The following is a 16,188-nucleotide window of genomic DNA, read 5'->3' as shown; positions in this document are numbered from 1 at the left end:
CAAAATCCTTGCTGCGGAACATTCGCAGGGTTTAGCATGAGGCATGCACAAGCTGCTGCGCCTTCTTATTCTACCTTTGCTGATTTCCTCCAGCGCACTGGCCGCCAATCCGCCGCGCCAATGGACCTCCAGCGATGGAACATCGAAATTTCAGGGAGATCTCGTCGAATTTTCCGACAAGGAGGTGAAGATTCGGCGCAGCAGCGACTTCAACCAGTTCCGCCTGCCTCTGGATCGCCTCTCCAAAGAAGACCAAGACTACATTCACGGTCTGCTGCGTGAAAAACGGCGGGACGTCGGCCTCAAGGATGGCGCTTACGCGGAGAAAATCACCGGCCAGTTCACCAAAGGCGTTTCCAAACAAGGCATGAACTATCAGATCTGGGGCAATCCCAAGTTTGAGGCCACGGAACGTTATCCGCTGGTCATCTGGCTGCATGGGGCGGGCCAAAGCGGCGATGACAATGAGGCGCAAATGGGCGGCTCACCCAAGCAGTGGGTGGATGAGGCCCACCAAAAGCAGGGGCCGTGTTTCATGCTGGCCCCGCAATGCCCCTCGCGTGACATTGGCTGGAAGAACGAGGTGGCGGACAAGCTACTGGCGCTGATTGCCGACATCGCCGACCACTTGCCGATTGATGACAGCCGCATCTACCTGACAGGATCATCCATGGGCGGCTCAGGCACATGGTTTATGGCCGCAAAGTATCCGCAGGTGTTTGCCGCCGCCGTGCCGTTGTGCGGCGGTGGCGACGTCAAAAACGCGGAGATTTTGAAAAACATCCCGTTCTGGGTGTTCCACGGCGACAAGGATGACATGGTGCCCGTCGAACGCTCACGCACCATGGTGGAAGCGGTGAAAAAAGCAGGGGGCGAGCTCATGAATTACTCAGAGCTTGCTGGCGAAGGGCATGGCATCACCGGTGTCGTGTACCCACGCAGCGACTTGCACGAGTGGATCTTTAAACAGAAAAAAGCCAGCCTGACCTCCAACTGATGCTTCATCACCACCATTCCGCCACCTGCCGCCATCATGACGCGGACTCGGCGCAGCAACTCGCCGCCACCATGCTGGAACGCGCTCGTGAAGCGGGTTTAAGGCGCACGAAGGCCTTGGAGAACATTCTTTCCATTCTCGTGCATGCCCACCAACCGCTTTCACTGGCAGACATCGCCGATTCACCGGAGCTGACCAGTGGGGCAGACAAGGCCACCGTTTATAGGGTTCTCATCAAGCTGGAGGAACTGGGGTTCATCCGCCGCCTAGGATTGCATGACCGCAGCACCTATTACACCCTGGTTCAGCCAGGGCATCACGATGACTACCTCATCTGCACGCAATGCGGACGCATCCAGCGGTTGGACATCACCTGCCCGGTGGAAGCTCTGGAAAAGCAGATCGAGAAGCAATCTGGCTTCAGCAAACTCTACCATGAATTGGAGTTTTACGGCCTTTGCCCGAAGTGTGTGTAGAGTGCATTCACTAACTCCTCAGTTTTTCGAACGTTAGAGTCCAAATGCCAACAAAAAACCTCTCACTGCGGGCAGTGAGAGGTTTTTTGGAAAGGAATTAACTTACAGGATCAAGGAGAGCCCGTTGTAGTATTGGTCTGATTCTGCAAACCACCTCCAGTCACTGTTTGATTGAGGGCACCGTTGAGGATGTTGTTGGCAGTTTCAGTCGAAGTAGTGGCACCTGTGTTGAAGGTCTGATTGGCTGCCGCAGGATCGCCCCCAGCGTTGACCACGCCGCTTACAACGGCGTTTTGAGCAGTCTGGGTATCACCACCGGAGCTAGATACTGCGGCGATGATCTGCTCCGCAGAAGCCGAGTCAATGCCAAGAACAGCGGCCACGATTTCCTGGGCATTTTGGTTGCTGGATGTTGTGTCGCCTGTGGCCGGCGGGGCGGTCTGAGTAGTGACTGTGCCTGTAGTGCCAGTGGGTTGAACACCCAACACAAATCCCACGGCAGTGGGCTGGGTGGTCACAGAGCCACTGGAATCGATCGTGACGGTTGCCACAGGCGGCGGCGCCGCATCATTGGGGGCACTGTTAGGATTGTTTCCTGTCAAAATTTGGATGGACCCACCCGACAGATCCACGCCCGTGACACCCGCACCGCTGTAGGTCACGGAAGACACAACCTCACCACTACTGTTAAGAACATTGACCGTGACCACCGCAGTGCCTTCGGTTGTGCCAGCTCCAACAGCTGGCCCTGGGTCCACAGTCACCTGAACCTGCTGACCGTTGATCGTCATCGTTCGAACTTGCGGCCCCAGAACCGTCACATTCCCAACAGCACCCGTGCTTTCGATCAAGAAGGCAGGTGGGTTGAAGTCGGGTTCCCAACGCAGGGCCAAATATCTGGTTTTGACTGGCTGGGAAGGCTTTACCTTGATGTTGCCAGTCCCCACCTTGTCTTCATAGGCCACCACCGGCTTGGCGTTGTTGAAATCTGCAGGGTCAAAGGCAAGGCGACCTCTCCAGTCTTCCTTCTCAGGCAGCTTATCAAAAGCAAATACCTCAAAGCGCACAGGAGATGGCGAATGCACCGAGGAAAACTCATTCATGATGCGCACCTGCCCCATGTCGTAGATCAGCGTGCGGTATTGCTCATCCGACTCAGGGAATTCAAACTTGTTGAACGCGGCGGCAGAATCAATGCCGTTGACGGGTTTGGGCGCGGCATAAACCAGACGGCCGCCCCCAAGACCGCCAGCGAAGTTCATCGGCTGCCCCTTCTGACCTGACGCATCTTGTTTAAGCGCATAGCCACGGTCGGTCTGCCCCCCAGTCACGTTTAGAGCGCGTATGCTTCCTCCTTTGGACAGAACGAACTCATATTTCAAGAATTTGGCCTGAATCCCCGCAAACTTGAAATTGATGGAACGATCCGCAGCCGAAAACACTTTTTCCTCAAGCACAGCCCAGCCGCTTTTGTCCGCGCTGGCTGACAAAGCGACTTTTCCTTCCACGCCATCATTGACCAGCGATGAGTTTGAAACCATCACCGGCTTGCCAAAGCTGACAATAAAGAAACTGTTGCCAGGAGACAATGTGGCTGGCGCTGTGGCATCCGCCTCGTTCAGCAGATTGTCCACCTGTCCAATGCCAGATGAACTATCAATCGTGGCTGCCGAGTGCGGCCCTTTAACAGCCACATTGACAGGCTTTTCCTGCATGATTGGAATACGCGACCACTTGGCATGCAAGGAACTGACAGCCAATAGGCTGGCTAAAATGGCGAGGGTTGATGCAGACTTCATGATCAGTGGGTGAAATTCAAAAAAACTGAGTGCCTCGTGCAGGCAGTGTGTTCTTAATCTTTATTGAGCAGTCACAGACAGTTACACCACAAATACTGTTGAGTGTAAATAATTTTTGTGTGTCAGGACTGAAGAAATACCTCTTGATTTATTGTAATTTCCATACATTTTAGTTATATGAAATGTCCACACTGTCAAGCCCGTGTCACCCCTCTTCAAAAGGGTTGCACAGCTTGTGGATTCTCCGCATCCTCATTGCACCCACATCTTGGTAATCAATGGGTTAGACTGGATCGTATCACTGACGTGGCTAACTGTCTGCGCCTAGAAGACAACCGGCGTGTGGAAGTTGTTTTGGATGATTTTGAGAGAAATTTCCCACAAGCGTTTTTTGCCGCTTACTTAGGTTCAATTCCGAATGAACTGACTCCTTCCGAAGTCGGCTTCTGGTTGCTCAATCAAGGTGCTTTCAACACGCCTTCCCTTCAAAAGCGCAATGACTTCGGCATTGTTCTGGTGGTGGACCCATCCGCCCACACCGCCAGCATTACTCTGGGTTACACGATTGAAGCATGCTTCAGCGAACCTGCGCTCTCCAAAATACTGCGCGAGACAGGAGCCCATCTACATGACCGACGCTATGGTAAAGCCATTGAAGTGGCATGTATGCGTTGCGCCAGACAATTACGAAACCGAGCACAATGCACGCCCTGGGCTCCTAATGGCACTTTGAACTCAGACATGGGTCTTGAGCCTCTGCGGGGCGGTCACCGCCCTGCCTCACATGCCCGCAATGGGGTTCCTGGCGACTATTTCTAGCAAATCAATGAGATTTAGAACGCACATTCCCTTGCTGCTCATCGTTGCCATGTCGTTGCATGTGCGTGCGGAAAGGCAGCAAAATGCCACTGAGGGCGAGCCACTGCCATTGCCACGCTGGAGCAAGGAAGAGATCCAAGCCTTCCGCGAAAACATGGACAGCCTCAACTCCATAGGTGTGTTGCCACCAGGCACCGCCACCCCTGCTGACATTAATGAGCTCCTGCTAGGACCGATCACCAGCGGCCCGCGGCTGGATGGCCGCTTCCCCACCCCAGATGGAGAACTCTCCCCCCGTATGCAATCCGAAGGCATGCGCTTTTTCCTGCCAGAGTCGGTACTCGGCACGCAGGAGAGCCTCCAGATCACGGGCAGAAGCGGACCCACCCCTCTTTCATCCCTGCAGGCGGTCACACCCGAGTTTCTCGCCAGAGCGAAACTCGCGCTGCCTGGGGAATATCTCATCGACCCAGACCAGTTGCTGTCCGAAGTGCATCAACAGGACATGACGCGCTTTCTCGAGTTCCACGCTCGTGATGCGCGCATCAAGCTGCATGTGCTGGCCATCGCGCATGACAAGCGAATCTCCGATGGAACCTCACTCGATGCCATAGCCTCCGGCGCGCTTTTGAAAGCCGATTCCTGCCTTCTGATCTTTCCCATCAGCGAGCCGTGGCGCGCACGTCTTTTTCTCAGCAAAAACATTCACGAGCAGACCTCTCTGGAGTTTCTAGGTGAAACGATCCAGGCCTGCCTGCGGGAGGCGCTGCAAAGCAGCGATGAACATGACCAATTGAGACGCTATGCCGTCCATCTTTCCACCCGCCTGTTCTGGTTGCAAAAGGCACTGGGTGAAGCTCCTAACTTGGCAAAATCTGTGAAACAGTCGGTGTTGGCCGAGGTGTTGGCTGAGAAAGCTGCGGGGACTAGTGTGACGAACACCAGCTTGACCAACCATGTCATATGGACTGCTATCGCACTGCTTGTGGTCGGATTGGCTGGCACTCTCGCACACTGGTTCCGACTGAATCAACAGGCCAAGCACCTAACTCGTGTCTGGATTCTCCCTGAAAATGAAACATTGCCACGCCTTGGCGGGGCTTTCACAGGTGGCGGGGGCGGTATGATCCGATATTGACGCCAGGTCAGATGTTAGAACCCGATCACGCCAAAGCACTTTTAGAACTTCAATTTGTCAAAACTAATCCTTGAGTGATAATTCTTCGAATTGACCGTAATACCCTGAAGGGATGAATCCAGAAACCATTCAGTTTCACTGCGATTTTTGTCGCACCGTGCTGACGGTGCCTGCCCACATGGCAGGCATTTCTGGTCCGTGTCCTCATTGCGGCCAGACAATCACTTCCCCTCAGCAATCAGCTCCTTCAGTAAGTGCAGCGGCAGTGCCACAATGGCCGCAAGCACCAGTAATTCCACCAGCACAGTCGCCGACATGGCCTCCTCCTGCGTCTTCAACACCAGCGAGTGTCGCTGGTAGCATTCCGGACGTCGGAATGACAGGTTCTGGCTTACCGCCCAAACGCGCTCCAGGTCAGCCTCCACTAACAGCCAGCCTGGGGAGCAATTCGCCGCCACAATGGGGAACACCCGCTTCTCCGGCTTCGCCAGTTCCCGGTCCGCTCAACATGCCAGTTGGGAGTTCAGGCTCACTTCCTAATCAGTCCCGGCTCATTCCTGGTGCGCCGGTGCTGCCAAACATGACACATGGCAGCAACTCGCCTGCGCATGCCGGAGCGATGTCTCCGCTGCCCGGAACATCACTCCTCGGCCGCGAAGTGTCAGGGGCTCCAGTTTCGCCAGCCACTCATCATCTCCATGCCCCCGGCGCTCCTTCTCTCAGCCTGGGAAGCGCCAATGCACATCCTTCGGCCCCCGTATCCCCCCTTCCAGCTTCGACCGCGCGCAACATCGCAGAGTTGCGGACGCCTCGCGGAACCAATTTCATCAGGCTGGCTTTTGCAGCTTTGTTCATGCTTGGATTCCTCGGCCTCGTGGGCTTCCTGCTGAAGGATTACCTTCCCGGAATGCTCAATGGTATCATTGCACGAGATGACACCGAAGAAACCACGCCAGTTCTCGATCCTGCGCCCCCGAAAATACCCGCTCCACCCATGGTGGCAGGTTCCTCGGTGACGGATTCTGCCCCCAAGCAGCAAGGGGCTGCTGAGAAAACAGCCGTTCCGTTGGTGACCGAATCCACGCGCCCGGCTGCATTGCCAAAAACAGCAGGATTTGACCCCACAGAACCGGTGGCTGAAAGCCCCCTCAAGGCCGATGCGACTGCGGCAGGCACACCGCCGCAACCTCCGGTGACGACAGCCCAGCCCCAGGAAATGACCGCCACAAGAACAGCCACCGTGGAAGAAACGGCAGCACCAGGCTCAATACCTCAGGAACAAGCGCCGACCACTCCCGAGATAGCCGAAGACAGTCCCGCAGAGGCCGCGCCAGCCGTCGAGTCGCTCAAAAAATTCCTCTCTGCAGGATCGCTCAACGAACGTCTGAAGCACACACTGGGAGCAGAGCACATGCAGCCGCTCATGGAGCGCTATTACAAGCATTCGGCAGACGGTCCCGTCAGAGTGGATCGCATTCAGTTCATCCGCATGGACCCCAATCCCGAGCTGGGAGCTGGAAGGCACTGCATCTTTAGCTTGGAAAACAAAACATGGGAGTTTCCGGTGCCGGTGATGCTGGAAGAGCAGAAGGATGGTTTCAAGGTGGACTGGCTCGCTTTTGTTGAATTCAAGGACCGCATGCTTGAGAAGTTTCTTCAGACCTACCAGGAAGGTCCCCCGGCGCGTTTTCACGTCGGCATCATCCGCCATCACTACTTCGAGGACAACGTGCCCTCTCTTGATCGTAAGGACGCCTTCCGCATCAGCCCGGCACCTCCAAACACATTCCATGCCTACGCTTTTCTCGACAAAGAATCGCCACTTGCCCAGGAGTTGCGTGCCCGGCTGCCTTGGGAGACTCATGTCTGGGCCATCGTCGAGCTTGAGTGGAAAAAACTTGGTTCCCAGCAATGGGTGGAGTTGAGCGCCATGCCCCAGATGCATTGGTACTCGCTGCCAGTTTCCAAGCCCATCTCCACCGCTCAGAAGTTTGCCGAACCGGCAGAAGAAATGCCACCGGGCATCTCCAAATCCACACCGGATCTGCCAACAACGATCCGGCGTCCGCTGCCCGCCGGCAGATAGACAACTCAGATCGTTCTACGCCTCTCTCAGGCCAGTTCAAGACGGCCCGTGCTGTCCCCCACGCGTTCCGCTGGCACGCCCATGCGGTCCAGCATGCTGAGATACAGATTCGTCATCGGTGTGTCTGTGGGAAGCACCGTACGTTTGCCATGCTTGAGTGTGCCACAGCCACCGCCCGCAAACAAAATGGGCAGGTTGTTATGATTGTGGCGGTTGCCATCGCAAATCGCCCCGCCAAAGACAATCATCGAGCTGTCCAGCAGCGTGCCTTCGCCCTCCTTGATCGATTTCATCTTGTCCAGGAAGTAACCGAACTGACGCAGGTAGAAGCGATCGATCTTGGCGATCTTCGCCAGCTTCTGCGGATCACTTTGGTGATGTGAGAGGTAGTGATGCGCGTCCGGCACGCCGAGATCAGGGAAGCTGCGGTTGCTGCCGTCGTGCGCCAGCATGAACGTGGCAAGACGCGTCGTGTCCGTCTGAAAGGCCAGCGCCAGCAGGTCAAACATCACCCGGATGTGCTCCTCATAGGAGTCAGGAATACCCTCGGGGACTTTCACATCCGGCATTTGCGCCTGAAATTTCTCGGCGCGCTCAATCCGCTGCTCGATGTCACGCACAGAGGAAAAATACTCATCGATCTTGCGCCGGTCAGCCGCTCCCACCTTGTTTTGCAGCGATTTGGCCTCTCCCAGCACCGTGTCGAGGATGCTTTTCTGCAAACGCCGCTGACGCAGCGCATCCGCGCCGCTGCCCGCTGAAGCACCGATGCCAAACATGCGCTCAAACACCAGACGCGGGTCCATCTCCGGCGCCATCGGCATCGACTCATTCTTCCATGCCAGATTGAACTGGTAGGCGCAGGAGTAGCCGGAATCACACTTGCCCGAGCTACGCTGCCCATCTGTGCTCAGCTCCAGCGAAGCCAGACGCGTGAGATGCCCGATCTTCTGCGCCGCGATCTGGTCCACCGAGGTGCCGAGCTGAATGTCCGAGCCGGCGGTCTTCTTGGGCTGGCAACCTGTGAGAAAGGTCGCCACCGCGCGCGCATGGTCGCCACCGCCGTTGCCATGGGAATGAGCCCAGTCCTGCATCAGGCCGGAAATCACCGTGAAGTCGTTGCGGTTCTTCTCAAGCTCGGTGAGCGATGGAGAAAGTGTGTATCCCGCGCCTTCGCCGGTGGGAAACCACTCGTTCACATTCACACCATTCGGGATGTAGAGCCACGCGGCGCGCAGCGGCTTCACCGCCGCTTTCGGTGCCTCGGCGGCAAAGGAACGCGCACCCAGCGATTCCAGGAACGGCAGCGTGATCAGGCTGCCCACGCCGCGCAGGATGTGACGGCGGCTGGCAGATTGGGCGGCTAGGGAGGTTTCGCGAAATTCACTCATGATGGAAAACTACGAGAGCGTTGGAAGAAACTTTCGTGCCATGGAACAGCATCCATTACGCCTCGACGGGCGAAAGTAGTTGAAATTCAGGGTTGGCACAGCCCGATTAGCGGCCCTCTGCAAACCCCACAACAAAAAACATGAAGCACACCCGCCTCCTCATCACCACCCTTGCCGCCCTCTCGCTCTCCGCCTTTGCCCAGGACGCGGATGTCGCCACCATCGAGCTCAAGCCGCACGCCCAGAACCCGCTTGGCTATGACAAGACCGAGCTCACCGTCAAAGCCGGCCAGAAAGTGAAGCTCACGCTCAACAACACCGGCAGCATCGCCCCGCAGCCGCACAATTTCCTCCTCGTCAAGCCCGGCAAGCTAGATGCCGTCGGCGCTCTCGCCAACGCCATGCTCGCGGATCCCCAGGGCATGGCCAAGAGCTACATCCCTGAGGCCGCCAAGCCCGACCTCCTCGCCAACACCAAGCTCGTCCAGCCGAACCAGACCGAGACCATCGAGTTCACCGCTCCTGCCGAGGCTGGAGACTATCCTTACCTCTGCACCTTCCCCGGCCACTGGCTGCTGATGAAAGGCGTGATGCACGTCACGAAGTAAACGTTCCACCACCCCGACCATTCCCATGAAACATCTCCTCACCACTCTTCTCACAGCCCTCGTGCTTTCCTCTGCAGTCCAGGCGGAGGACGGGAAACTCGAAGTCGCCGGCCTCATCTTCAAAGTCGAGGCTCCCTGGGCCGCCGTCGAAAGCACCGGCATGTTCCGTGCCGGCACGCTCAACGCCAAGGTCGATGGCGCGGAGAAGCCCGTCGAGGCCGTCTTCTACCACTTCCCCGGCCCTGGCGGTGGTGGCGGCGTGCAGGCCAATGTGGACCGCTGGCTCGGCCAGTTCGCCTCGAAGCCCGAGTCGAAGACCGAGGAGATCGACGCGGGTGGCAAAAAAATCACCCTGGTGACCGCCACCGGCACTTACAATGACGGCCCGCCCATGGGAGCCAAAACCCCGCGTGAAAACTACACGCTGCTGGCCGCCATCGTGCCCACTGAAGACTCCAACATCTTCATCAAGCTCGCCGGGCCTAAAGAAGCCATCGCCAAACTGGCCGAGGGCTTCAAGAAAATGGCCGGCAGCCCGTTTGTGAAGTAATCTTCACAAGAACAAAGCAGTCACTCACCACGAAGAGGCAGGCATCATCGCCTGCCTCTTTTTTTTATCTCGTCCGTAAGAAGCTGTTTTCCCTCGTGAAAACAGCTCGTTTCGAGTGTGGCGGAAACAAATCACGCCAAAACTTGGCACGCGCCATGCTTGGAACATCAAGTGGAGTTAATTCCACACACCTGACTTATGCTGAAACTCAACCACACTCGAACCTGGCGCGGCATGGCAATTGCTGCGGTTGTCGCCCTCACCACACTCGCATTCAGCCCCGGCGACGCCCGAGGTCAGACTGCGGCTCCGGCACCTGCTGCCGCCCCCGCCCCGGCTGCCCCTGCGGCAGCTCCCGCCCCGGCCCCGGCCGAGCCTGCTCCAGCGCCCGCTGCCGCAGCGCCCACGCTGGAGGACGTCACGAAGGATGTGGCTGACATCAAACAGTACTTCAACAACATGGCTCCTGCGGGCTCGTTGACTGGCATCGCTGGTCCCGGTCACAACGCTTTCATGATGATCTGCGCCGCCTTGGTGCTCTTCATGACGCTGCCCGGCCTCGCCCTGTTCTACGGCGGCCTCGTTCGCTCCAAGAACGTCCTCTCCGTCCTCGCTCAGTGCCTCGGCTGCGCTGGCTTGGTCACCATCCTGTGGTACTTCGTCGGTTACTCGCTTGTCTTTGGCGAACATTTGGCGCCTGAAGGTGCTCCGAAAGACTGGGCCGCCCCCTCCTGGGCTCCCTACCTCGGCAGCTTCAAGTACTTCTTCCTTGAAGGCGTCGGCGCTGCGCCAAACACGAACTACGCCGGCTGGCCGAGCCAGTCCGTGTTCAGCATGTATCAGCTCATGTTCGCCATCATCACCCCCGGCCTCATCGTGGGTGCCATCGCCGAGCGCATGAAGTTCTCCGCCATCATGCTCTTCATTACCCTCTGGATGTTCCTCGTTTACTTCCCTCTCGCCCACATGGTCTGGGGCTTCGACGGTCTCATGAACGGCGTCTGGAACACCGGTTCAAGCGTTCCTGCCATCGACTTCGCCGGCGGCACCGTGGTTCACATGTCCTCCGGCTGGTCCGCTCTCGTCCTCTGCATCCTGCTCGGCAAACGCGCTGGTTACGGCAAGGAAAAGATGGCCCCGCACAGCATGGTGCTCGTCATGGTCGGCACCGGCATGCTTTGGGTTGGCTGGTATGGCTTCAACGCTGGTTCCGCCCTTGCCGCTGACGGCATCGCCGCCAACGCTTTCATGACCACCACGCTTGCCGCCGCCACCGCCTGCTTCGTCTGGGCGCTGGTTGAGAAGATCCACAAAGGCAAGCCCTCCGTCCTCGGCTTCTGCTCCGGCGCGGTCGCGGGTCTGGTCGTCATCACCCCTGCTGCTGGTTTCGTCACTGCCAAGTCCGCCATGATGATCGGCGTCCTTGCCGGTGTCATTCCTTACCTTGGCGTCATGGTGCTCAAGCCTCTGCTCAAGTATGACGACGCTCTCGACACCTTCGGCGTCCACGGCATCGGCGGCACCCTCGGAGCCATCGTCACCGGTCTCTTCGCCAACAGCAGCATCAACGGCAACCTCACCACCGCGAACGTCTATGTGAACGCGGATCTCGCCAAGGCGATCGCCGACGCGGGAGGCCAGGGTGGCATCTTGATGAACCAGCTCAAAGCCTGCGGCATCACCATCGTGCTCTCTGTCGTCGCCACCGTCGTCATCACCATGATCGTCAAGGTGCTCGTCGGCCTCCGTCCGACTCCTGAAGAGGAAGCCATCGGCCTCGATCTCACCGACCACGGTGAAGCCGGTTACGAACATTAATCCCCTCAGGGTTTCAAACCCCTGTTAACTCCAAAGCCGGGCTGAGTCATCAGCCCGGCTTTTTTATGCGCATCTGCCGTGATTCGTGGCAATGGATGCGATCTTCCGGCCTCCGCAGTCGTTTCGTCATTCACGCATAACCCTTCACCCATCACCCTTCCCCGCTTGGTTTCCCTCCCATGATCGCCTGGTTTGCCCGCAACGGTGTCGCCGCCAATCTTCTCATGCTCGCCGTCATGGGCTTCGGCGCGTGGACGCTCGTTTCAGAGACCATCCCGATTGAAGTCTTCCCGGACATGCCGTCCCGCTTCATCTCGGTGAACGTCCCCTACCCTGGCGCGACTCCGGAGGAGGTGGAGGAAACCATCGTGCTGCGCATTGAGGATGCCATCCAGCAGGTGGCAGGGATCAAGCGCATCGTTTCCACCGCCTCCTCCAGCGGCGGCAATGTGATGATGGAGATCGAGGACGCCGACCTGGCCCGCCAGATCATCGACGACGTGAAGATCCGCGTGGACGCCATCCCGAACTTCCCCACGCTGGCCGAGCGGCCCATCATCCAGCACGACGACTTCATGAGCTCCGTCATCAGCGTGATCCTCTCCGCTGACATGGCCGAGCGCGATCTGCGCCGCCTCGGCGAGCAGGTGCGGGATGAAATCTCCGCCCTGCCCGGCATCTCCCACGCCAACCTCACCGGCGTGCGCGATTACGAGATCAGCATCGAGATCCCCGAGGCACGTCTGCGCAAGTACGGCCTGACGCTGGATCAAATCAGCACTGCCATCCGCAGCAGCGCGCTGGACCTCCCCGCCGGTGTGGTGCAAACGGACGCGGGCGATGTCTCCATCCGCACCCGCGGCCGCGCCTACACGGGCAATGATTACAGCCGCATCGTCATCCTGACGCGCCCGGACGGCACCAAGCTCACACTCGGCGAGATCGGCATCATCAATGACGGCTTCAACGAGAACCCGCTCGTCTCCCGCCTCAACGGCAAGCGCTGCGTCTCCATCACCGTCATGCGCGAAGGCACGCAAAACGCCATCCACATCGCCGAGACGGTCAAAGAGTACATCCTGGAGAAGAACCAGCGCTTCCCGGACGGCGTGGAGCTGGAGTTCATGGGCGACCGCTCAAAAATCGTGAAGGGCCGCATCAGCCTGCTGCTGCAAAACGCCCGCAGCAGCCTCATCCTCGTCTTCATCTGCGTGGGCCTGTTCCTGCGGCTCGACGCCGTCTTTTGGGTGGCCGTGGGCATGGTGATGGCCTTCCTCGGCGCGTTCGCGCTCATGCCGCTGTTTGGCCTTTCCATCAATCTCTCCTCCGTCTTCGGCTTCATCCTGGTGCTCGGCATCGTCGTGGATGATGCCATCGTGACCTCGGAGCAGGTGGATACCATGCGACAGCAAGGGCTCTCGCCGCTGGATGCGGCCATCGAGGGCACGCGCCGCCTCGCCGCGCCCATCACCTTCGGCGTGCTCACCACCATCGTGGCCTTCCTGCCCATGGCGCTCGGCTTTGGCGACTTCGGCGTCATGTTCCAGCCGATCTCGATCATTTTCATCTGCGTCATGCTGCTGGCGCTGATGGAGACAAAGCTCATCCTGCCCAGCCATCTCGCGCACCGCACGCCGATCATCAGCCGCGCCGCCGACGCGCTCGACCCCATCCATCGCTTCTCCGAGCGGCAGCTCGCCCGCTTTGTGGACGTGATCTACCGCCCGTCGCTGCGCTTCTGCCTGAAAAATCGCTACGTCGTGCTCTCCGCCGTGTTCGGCGGCCTGGGCGTGCTCTTCGCCGTGTTTTTCAGCGACCGCATCGCCACCGCGCTCTTCCCGCGTGTGGCCAGCGAGCGCATCGAGTGCCGCCTCACCATGCTGGACGGCACGCCCTTTGAGGTCACCGACCGCCACATCTCGCGCATCTATGAAATCGCCGAGCAGATGCGCAAAGAATACGTCGGGCCGGATGGCATCCCCGTCGTGCGCCTCATTCTTTCCAACTCCGGCATGACCGGCAGCTCACGCGGAGCCACTGGCGGCACGGGCAGCCATCGCGGCGAGGTGACCATGGAAACCTACGGCCCCGAGGAGCGCTCCCTCCAGGTAAACACGGTCGAGATGGCCGCTGAATGGCGGAAACGAATTGAGGCCGCGTATGGTGGCAAGAGCATCCCCGGTGCCGAGGAAATGACCTTCCGCGCCGAGATCATGCGCAGCGGCGATCCCATCGACATCCAGCTCACCGGCACCAATCCCGAGGAACTCCTCGCCATGTCCGAGCGCATCAAAGCGCATCTCTCCAGCATCGCAGGTGTGTTTGATGTCTCCGACAGCCTCGATTCCGGCCGCAACGAGATCCAGCTGCGCCTCAAGCCCGAGGCGCAGCAGTTTGGCCTCACCGTCAACGACCTCGCCCGCCAGGTGCGCTCGGTGTTCTTCGGCGAGGAGGTGCAGCGCATCCAGCGCGCGCGCAACGAGGTCAAGGTGATGCTCCGCTACCCGAAGGACGACCGCAAATCCCTCGCCACGCTCGACACGCTGCGCGTCCGCACCGCCGCCGGCCTCGAAATCCCCTTCGCCCGCGTCGCCGAGGCCAAGGTCGGCAAGAGCTTCACCTCCATCAAGCGCGTGGACCGCCGCCGAGCCCTCAACATCACCGCCGACGTCAACAAGCTGACCAACAACCCCACGGTCGTGCGCGAGGCCGTGCGGCCCTTCATTGAAAAACTCCTCGCCGATCATCCGCACATCAGTTGGAGCTACGAGGGCGAGGCCCGCTCCGAGCGTGAGAGCCAGGCGGCGCTGCTGCTCTCATCGCTGCTCGTGCTGTTCGGTCTCTACGGCCTCATGGCCATTCCCTTCAAGAGCTACACGCAGCCCTTCATCGTGCTGCTCGTCATCCCCTTCGGCGTCGTCGGCGCCACGCTGGGCCATGTCTTCCACAGCATGCCGCTCAGCCTCATGAGCCTCTGCGGCATCCTCGCCTGCTCTGGCGTCATCGTGAACGACACACTCGTGCTCGTGGATCGCATCAACGAGCTGCGGGATGAAACCGGCGACATGACCCACGCCGCCACCGAGGGCGGCGCTTCGCGCTTCCGCGCCATCTTCCTGACGCAAATCACGACCTTCGTCGGTTTGATGCCGCTCATCTTCAACTTCGGCCCGCTCGTCGATCACTCGCCGCCCGTCATCAAGCAGGCGCTCGAATGGATCTTCGGCGACAACCGCAGCGCCCAGGCCACCAGCGCCCAGTTCCTCACGCCCATGTCCGTCGCCATGGGTTACGGCAGTCTGTTTGCCACGCTCATCACGCTCTACCTCGTGCCGATGTGCTACCTCGTGCTGGATGATCTGATGAAGTTCCTGCGCCGCCTGTTTGGCCTCCTGCACATCTCGGGAGTCAACGATGACACCACCGCTGAAGCCGCCTCATGATCGACTGGCTGCGCCTATTCCCTGACAGCGATCATCGCCTTCAGATGACCCTGCGGCCTGCCGATGCCCCGCGTTTCTGGCAGCACTCGGAAGAGGCGGAACACGTGCTCGCTGAACGTCGCCGGTGGCTTGCCACGCATCGCGAGCGCCACCTGCTCATGCTTCCCGAAGCCGAAGAAGCCGTGCGTGAGGCCGTCGGCTTCATCATGGCCTCCATCCACCGCCCTGCCTGCTCTCCTGATCAAGCCGCCGCCGCTGTGGAGCCGGACTGGGTCGTGCTTTCCGGCGATGCAGAGCGCTCGCATCCCGTCATCGGCGGCGCGGTCATCTTTCCCTCCAGTTGGGCGCTCGAAGAAAAGATCGGACGGCCTATGCATGAAGTCCACGCGCCCGTGCCCGGCCTGCAAACCGCCATCGGCAGTCAAATCAGCGCCTTCCTCGGTCGTTTGACGCCCAACGCGCCGCGAGAGCGAGACAACTGGGGCCTCAGCGCCGATCCCGCGCTCAATCATCATCCCGCACTCGCGATTCGTCAGATGGATGCCAGCGCCACCTTGGAAAACACCTGGCTGCGCCACGAACGCCAGTTCCTCGCACGCCTTCCCATCACCAACGCCATTCTCTTTGGCATCCGCGTCACCAATCACCGCCTTGACGATGTCGCCTCACATCCTGAAGTGGCGCAACGACTCGCGCGCATCCTTGCAACCATGTCCGATGAATTTGCGAGCTACAAAGGCCTGCAAACCGCCCGCGCACCGCTCGTGGCCGCGCTCACCAGAGCAGGAGCATCATCGCGCACATGATGCCATTGTTCAGCGCGTGCGCTGTCATCGGGGCGATCAAACTCTGCCGCCACATCCGCAGGAATGAAAACGTGGCCGCCAGCGCCATGATCGCCGGCACCCCGGCCCAGCCCTGCGGATGAATCACCGCAAACACAAACGCGGCCAGCAGCATGTCCGTCGCCATGGGCTACGGCAGCCTCTACGCCACCGTCATCACCCTCTACCTCGTCCCCATGTGCTAGGTGGTGCTCGATGACGTGACCAAGCTCGTCAAA

Annotated in this window: 13 protein-coding genes; 10 read left to right on the top strand and 3 right to left on the bottom strand. The window is 59.2% G+C overall.

What is annotated here, in order from left to right:
• Positions 1-43 precede the first annotated feature (43 nt).
• Complete coding sequence (locus ACILSI_RS07640) at positions 44-997, top strand: dienelactone hydrolase family protein (RefSeq protein ID WP_395721267.1); 954 nt, start codon at positions 44-46, stop codon at positions 995-997.
• Positions 997-1,473: a Fur family transcriptional regulator gene (locus ACILSI_RS07635; RefSeq protein ID WP_395721266.1), complete on the top strand. Its 477-nt coding sequence runs from the start codon at positions 997-999 to the stop codon at positions 1,471-1,473. Before ACILSI_RS07640 ends, ACILSI_RS07635 begins: the two co-directional genes overlap by 1 nt.
• 110 nt (positions 1,474-1,583) lie before the next feature.
• Here ACILSI_RS07635 and ACILSI_RS07630 read toward each other — a convergent pair whose 3' ends face one another.
• Complete coding sequence (locus ACILSI_RS07630) at positions 1,584-3,272, bottom strand: hypothetical protein (protein WP_395721265.1); 1,689 nt, start codon at positions 3,270-3,272, stop codon at positions 1,584-1,586.
• A 306-nt stretch (positions 3,273-3,578) separates the two neighbouring features.
• On the opposite strand from ACILSI_RS07630, the gene ACILSI_RS07625 reads away from it, so the two are divergent.
• From ACILSI_RS07625 to ACILSI_RS07615, 3 genes are all read left to right on the top strand, one after another.
• Complete coding sequence (locus ACILSI_RS07625; protein WP_395721264.1) at positions 3,579-4,091, top strand: hypothetical protein; 513 nt, start codon at positions 3,579-3,581, stop codon at positions 4,089-4,091.
• Positions 4,092-4,122: 31 nt separating this feature from the next.
• Positions 4,123-5,229: a hypothetical protein gene (locus ACILSI_RS07620; RefSeq protein ID WP_395721263.1), complete on the top strand. Its 1,107-nt coding sequence runs from the start codon at positions 4,123-4,125 to the stop codon at positions 5,227-5,229.
• A 112-nt stretch (positions 5,230-5,341) separates the two neighbouring features.
• Entirely contained in the window at positions 5,342-7,315 is a 1,974-nt protein-coding gene (locus ACILSI_RS07615; RefSeq protein ID WP_395721262.1) for a hypothetical protein, read from the top strand.
• 26 nt (positions 7,316-7,341) lie between these two features.
• Here ACILSI_RS07615 and ACILSI_RS07610 read toward each other — a convergent pair whose 3' ends face one another.
• On the bottom strand, positions 7,342-8,706 hold the full coding sequence (locus tag ACILSI_RS07610) for a DUF1552 domain-containing protein (protein ID WP_395721261.1): 1,365 nt from the start codon (positions 8,704-8,706) through the stop codon (positions 7,342-7,344).
• A gap of 140 nt (positions 8,707-8,846) precedes the next feature.
• Between ACILSI_RS07610 and ACILSI_RS07605 the strand changes: the two genes are divergently transcribed.
• From ACILSI_RS07605 to ACILSI_RS07585, 5 genes are all read left to right on the top strand, one after another.
• Complete coding sequence (locus tag ACILSI_RS07605; protein WP_395721260.1) at positions 8,847-9,314, top strand: plastocyanin/azurin family copper-binding protein; 468 nt, start codon at positions 8,847-8,849, stop codon at positions 9,312-9,314.
• A 25-nt stretch (positions 9,315-9,339) separates the two neighbouring features.
• Positions 9,340-9,864, top strand: coding sequence for a hypothetical protein (locus ACILSI_RS07600; protein WP_395721259.1), 525 nt, complete (start codon positions 9,340-9,342; stop codon positions 9,862-9,864).
• Between the two features lie 198 nt (positions 9,865-10,062).
• Positions 10,063-11,682, top strand: coding sequence for an ammonium transporter (locus ACILSI_RS07595; protein ID WP_395721258.1), 1,620 nt, complete (start codon positions 10,063-10,065; stop codon positions 11,680-11,682).
• 179 nt (positions 11,683-11,861) lie between these two features.
• Positions 11,862-15,125 carry an efflux RND transporter permease subunit gene (locus ACILSI_RS07590; RefSeq protein WP_395721257.1) on the top strand — a complete coding sequence of 1,088 codons (3,264 nt, stop codon included), beginning with the start codon at positions 11,862-11,864 and terminating at the stop codon, positions 15,123-15,125.
• Positions 15,122-15,931, top strand: a complete 810-nt coding sequence (locus ACILSI_RS07585) for a heme-dependent oxidative N-demethylase subunit alpha family protein (protein ID WP_395721256.1) — start codon at positions 15,122-15,124, stop codon at positions 15,929-15,931. Before ACILSI_RS07590 ends, ACILSI_RS07585 begins: the two co-directional genes overlap by 4 nt.
• Here the strand turns inward: ACILSI_RS07585 and ACILSI_RS07580 are convergent.
• Positions 15,900-16,097 carry a type II CAAX prenyl endopeptidase Rce1 family protein gene (locus ACILSI_RS07580; protein WP_395721255.1) on the bottom strand — a complete coding sequence of 66 codons (198 nt, stop codon included), beginning with the start codon at positions 16,095-16,097 and terminating at the stop codon, positions 15,900-15,902. The genes ACILSI_RS07585 and ACILSI_RS07580 overlap by 32 nt on opposite strands.
• Between the last annotated feature and the right edge of the window lie 91 nt (positions 16,098-16,188).

It is taken from the genome of Prosthecobacter sp., assembly GCF_044232965.1.
Taxonomy (GTDB): Bacteria; Verrucomicrobiota; Verrucomicrobiia; order Verrucomicrobiales; family Verrucomicrobiaceae; genus Prosthecobacter.
The sequence above is the reverse complement of the archived record's forward strand: the minus strand, read 5'-3'. Positions and strand labels throughout refer to the sequence as shown.

Coding starts and splice junctions, on each gene's coding strand:
- ACILSI_RS07595 (WP_395721258.1), top strand. CDS start 10,063: ATGCTGAAACTCAACCACACTCGAACCTGGCGCGGCATGGCAATTGCT.
- ACILSI_RS07605 (WP_395721260.1), top strand. CDS start 8,847: ATGAAGCACACCCGCCTCCTCATCACCACCCTTGCCGCCCTCTCGCTC.
- ACILSI_RS07600 (WP_395721259.1), top strand. CDS start 9,340: ATGAAACATCTCCTCACCACTCTTCTCACAGCCCTCGTGCTTTCCTCT.
- ACILSI_RS07585 (WP_395721256.1), top strand. CDS start 15,122: ATGATCGACTGGCTGCGCCTATTCCCTGACAGCGATCATCGCCTTCAG.
- ACILSI_RS07610 (WP_395721261.1), bottom strand. CDS start 8,706: ATGAGTGAATTTCGCGAAACCTCCCTAGCCGCCCAATCTGCCAGCCGC.
- ACILSI_RS07635 (WP_395721266.1), top strand. CDS start 997: ATGCTTCATCACCACCATTCCGCCACCTGCCGCCATCATGACGCGGAC.
- ACILSI_RS07615 (WP_395721262.1), top strand. CDS start 5,342: ATGAATCCAGAAACCATTCAGTTTCACTGCGATTTTTGTCGCACCGTG.
- ACILSI_RS07590 (WP_395721257.1), top strand. CDS start 11,862: ATGATCGCCTGGTTTGCCCGCAACGGTGTCGCCGCCAATCTTCTCATG.
- ACILSI_RS07580 (WP_395721255.1), bottom strand. CDS start 16,097: ATGGCGACGGACATGCTGCTGGCCGCGTTTGTGTTTGCGGTGATTCAT.
- ACILSI_RS07640 (WP_395721267.1), top strand. CDS start 44: ATGCACAAGCTGCTGCGCCTTCTTATTCTACCTTTGCTGATTTCCTCC.
- ACILSI_RS07630 (WP_395721265.1), bottom strand. CDS start 3,272: ATGAAGTCTGCATCAACCCTCGCCATTTTAGCCAGCCTATTGGCTGTC.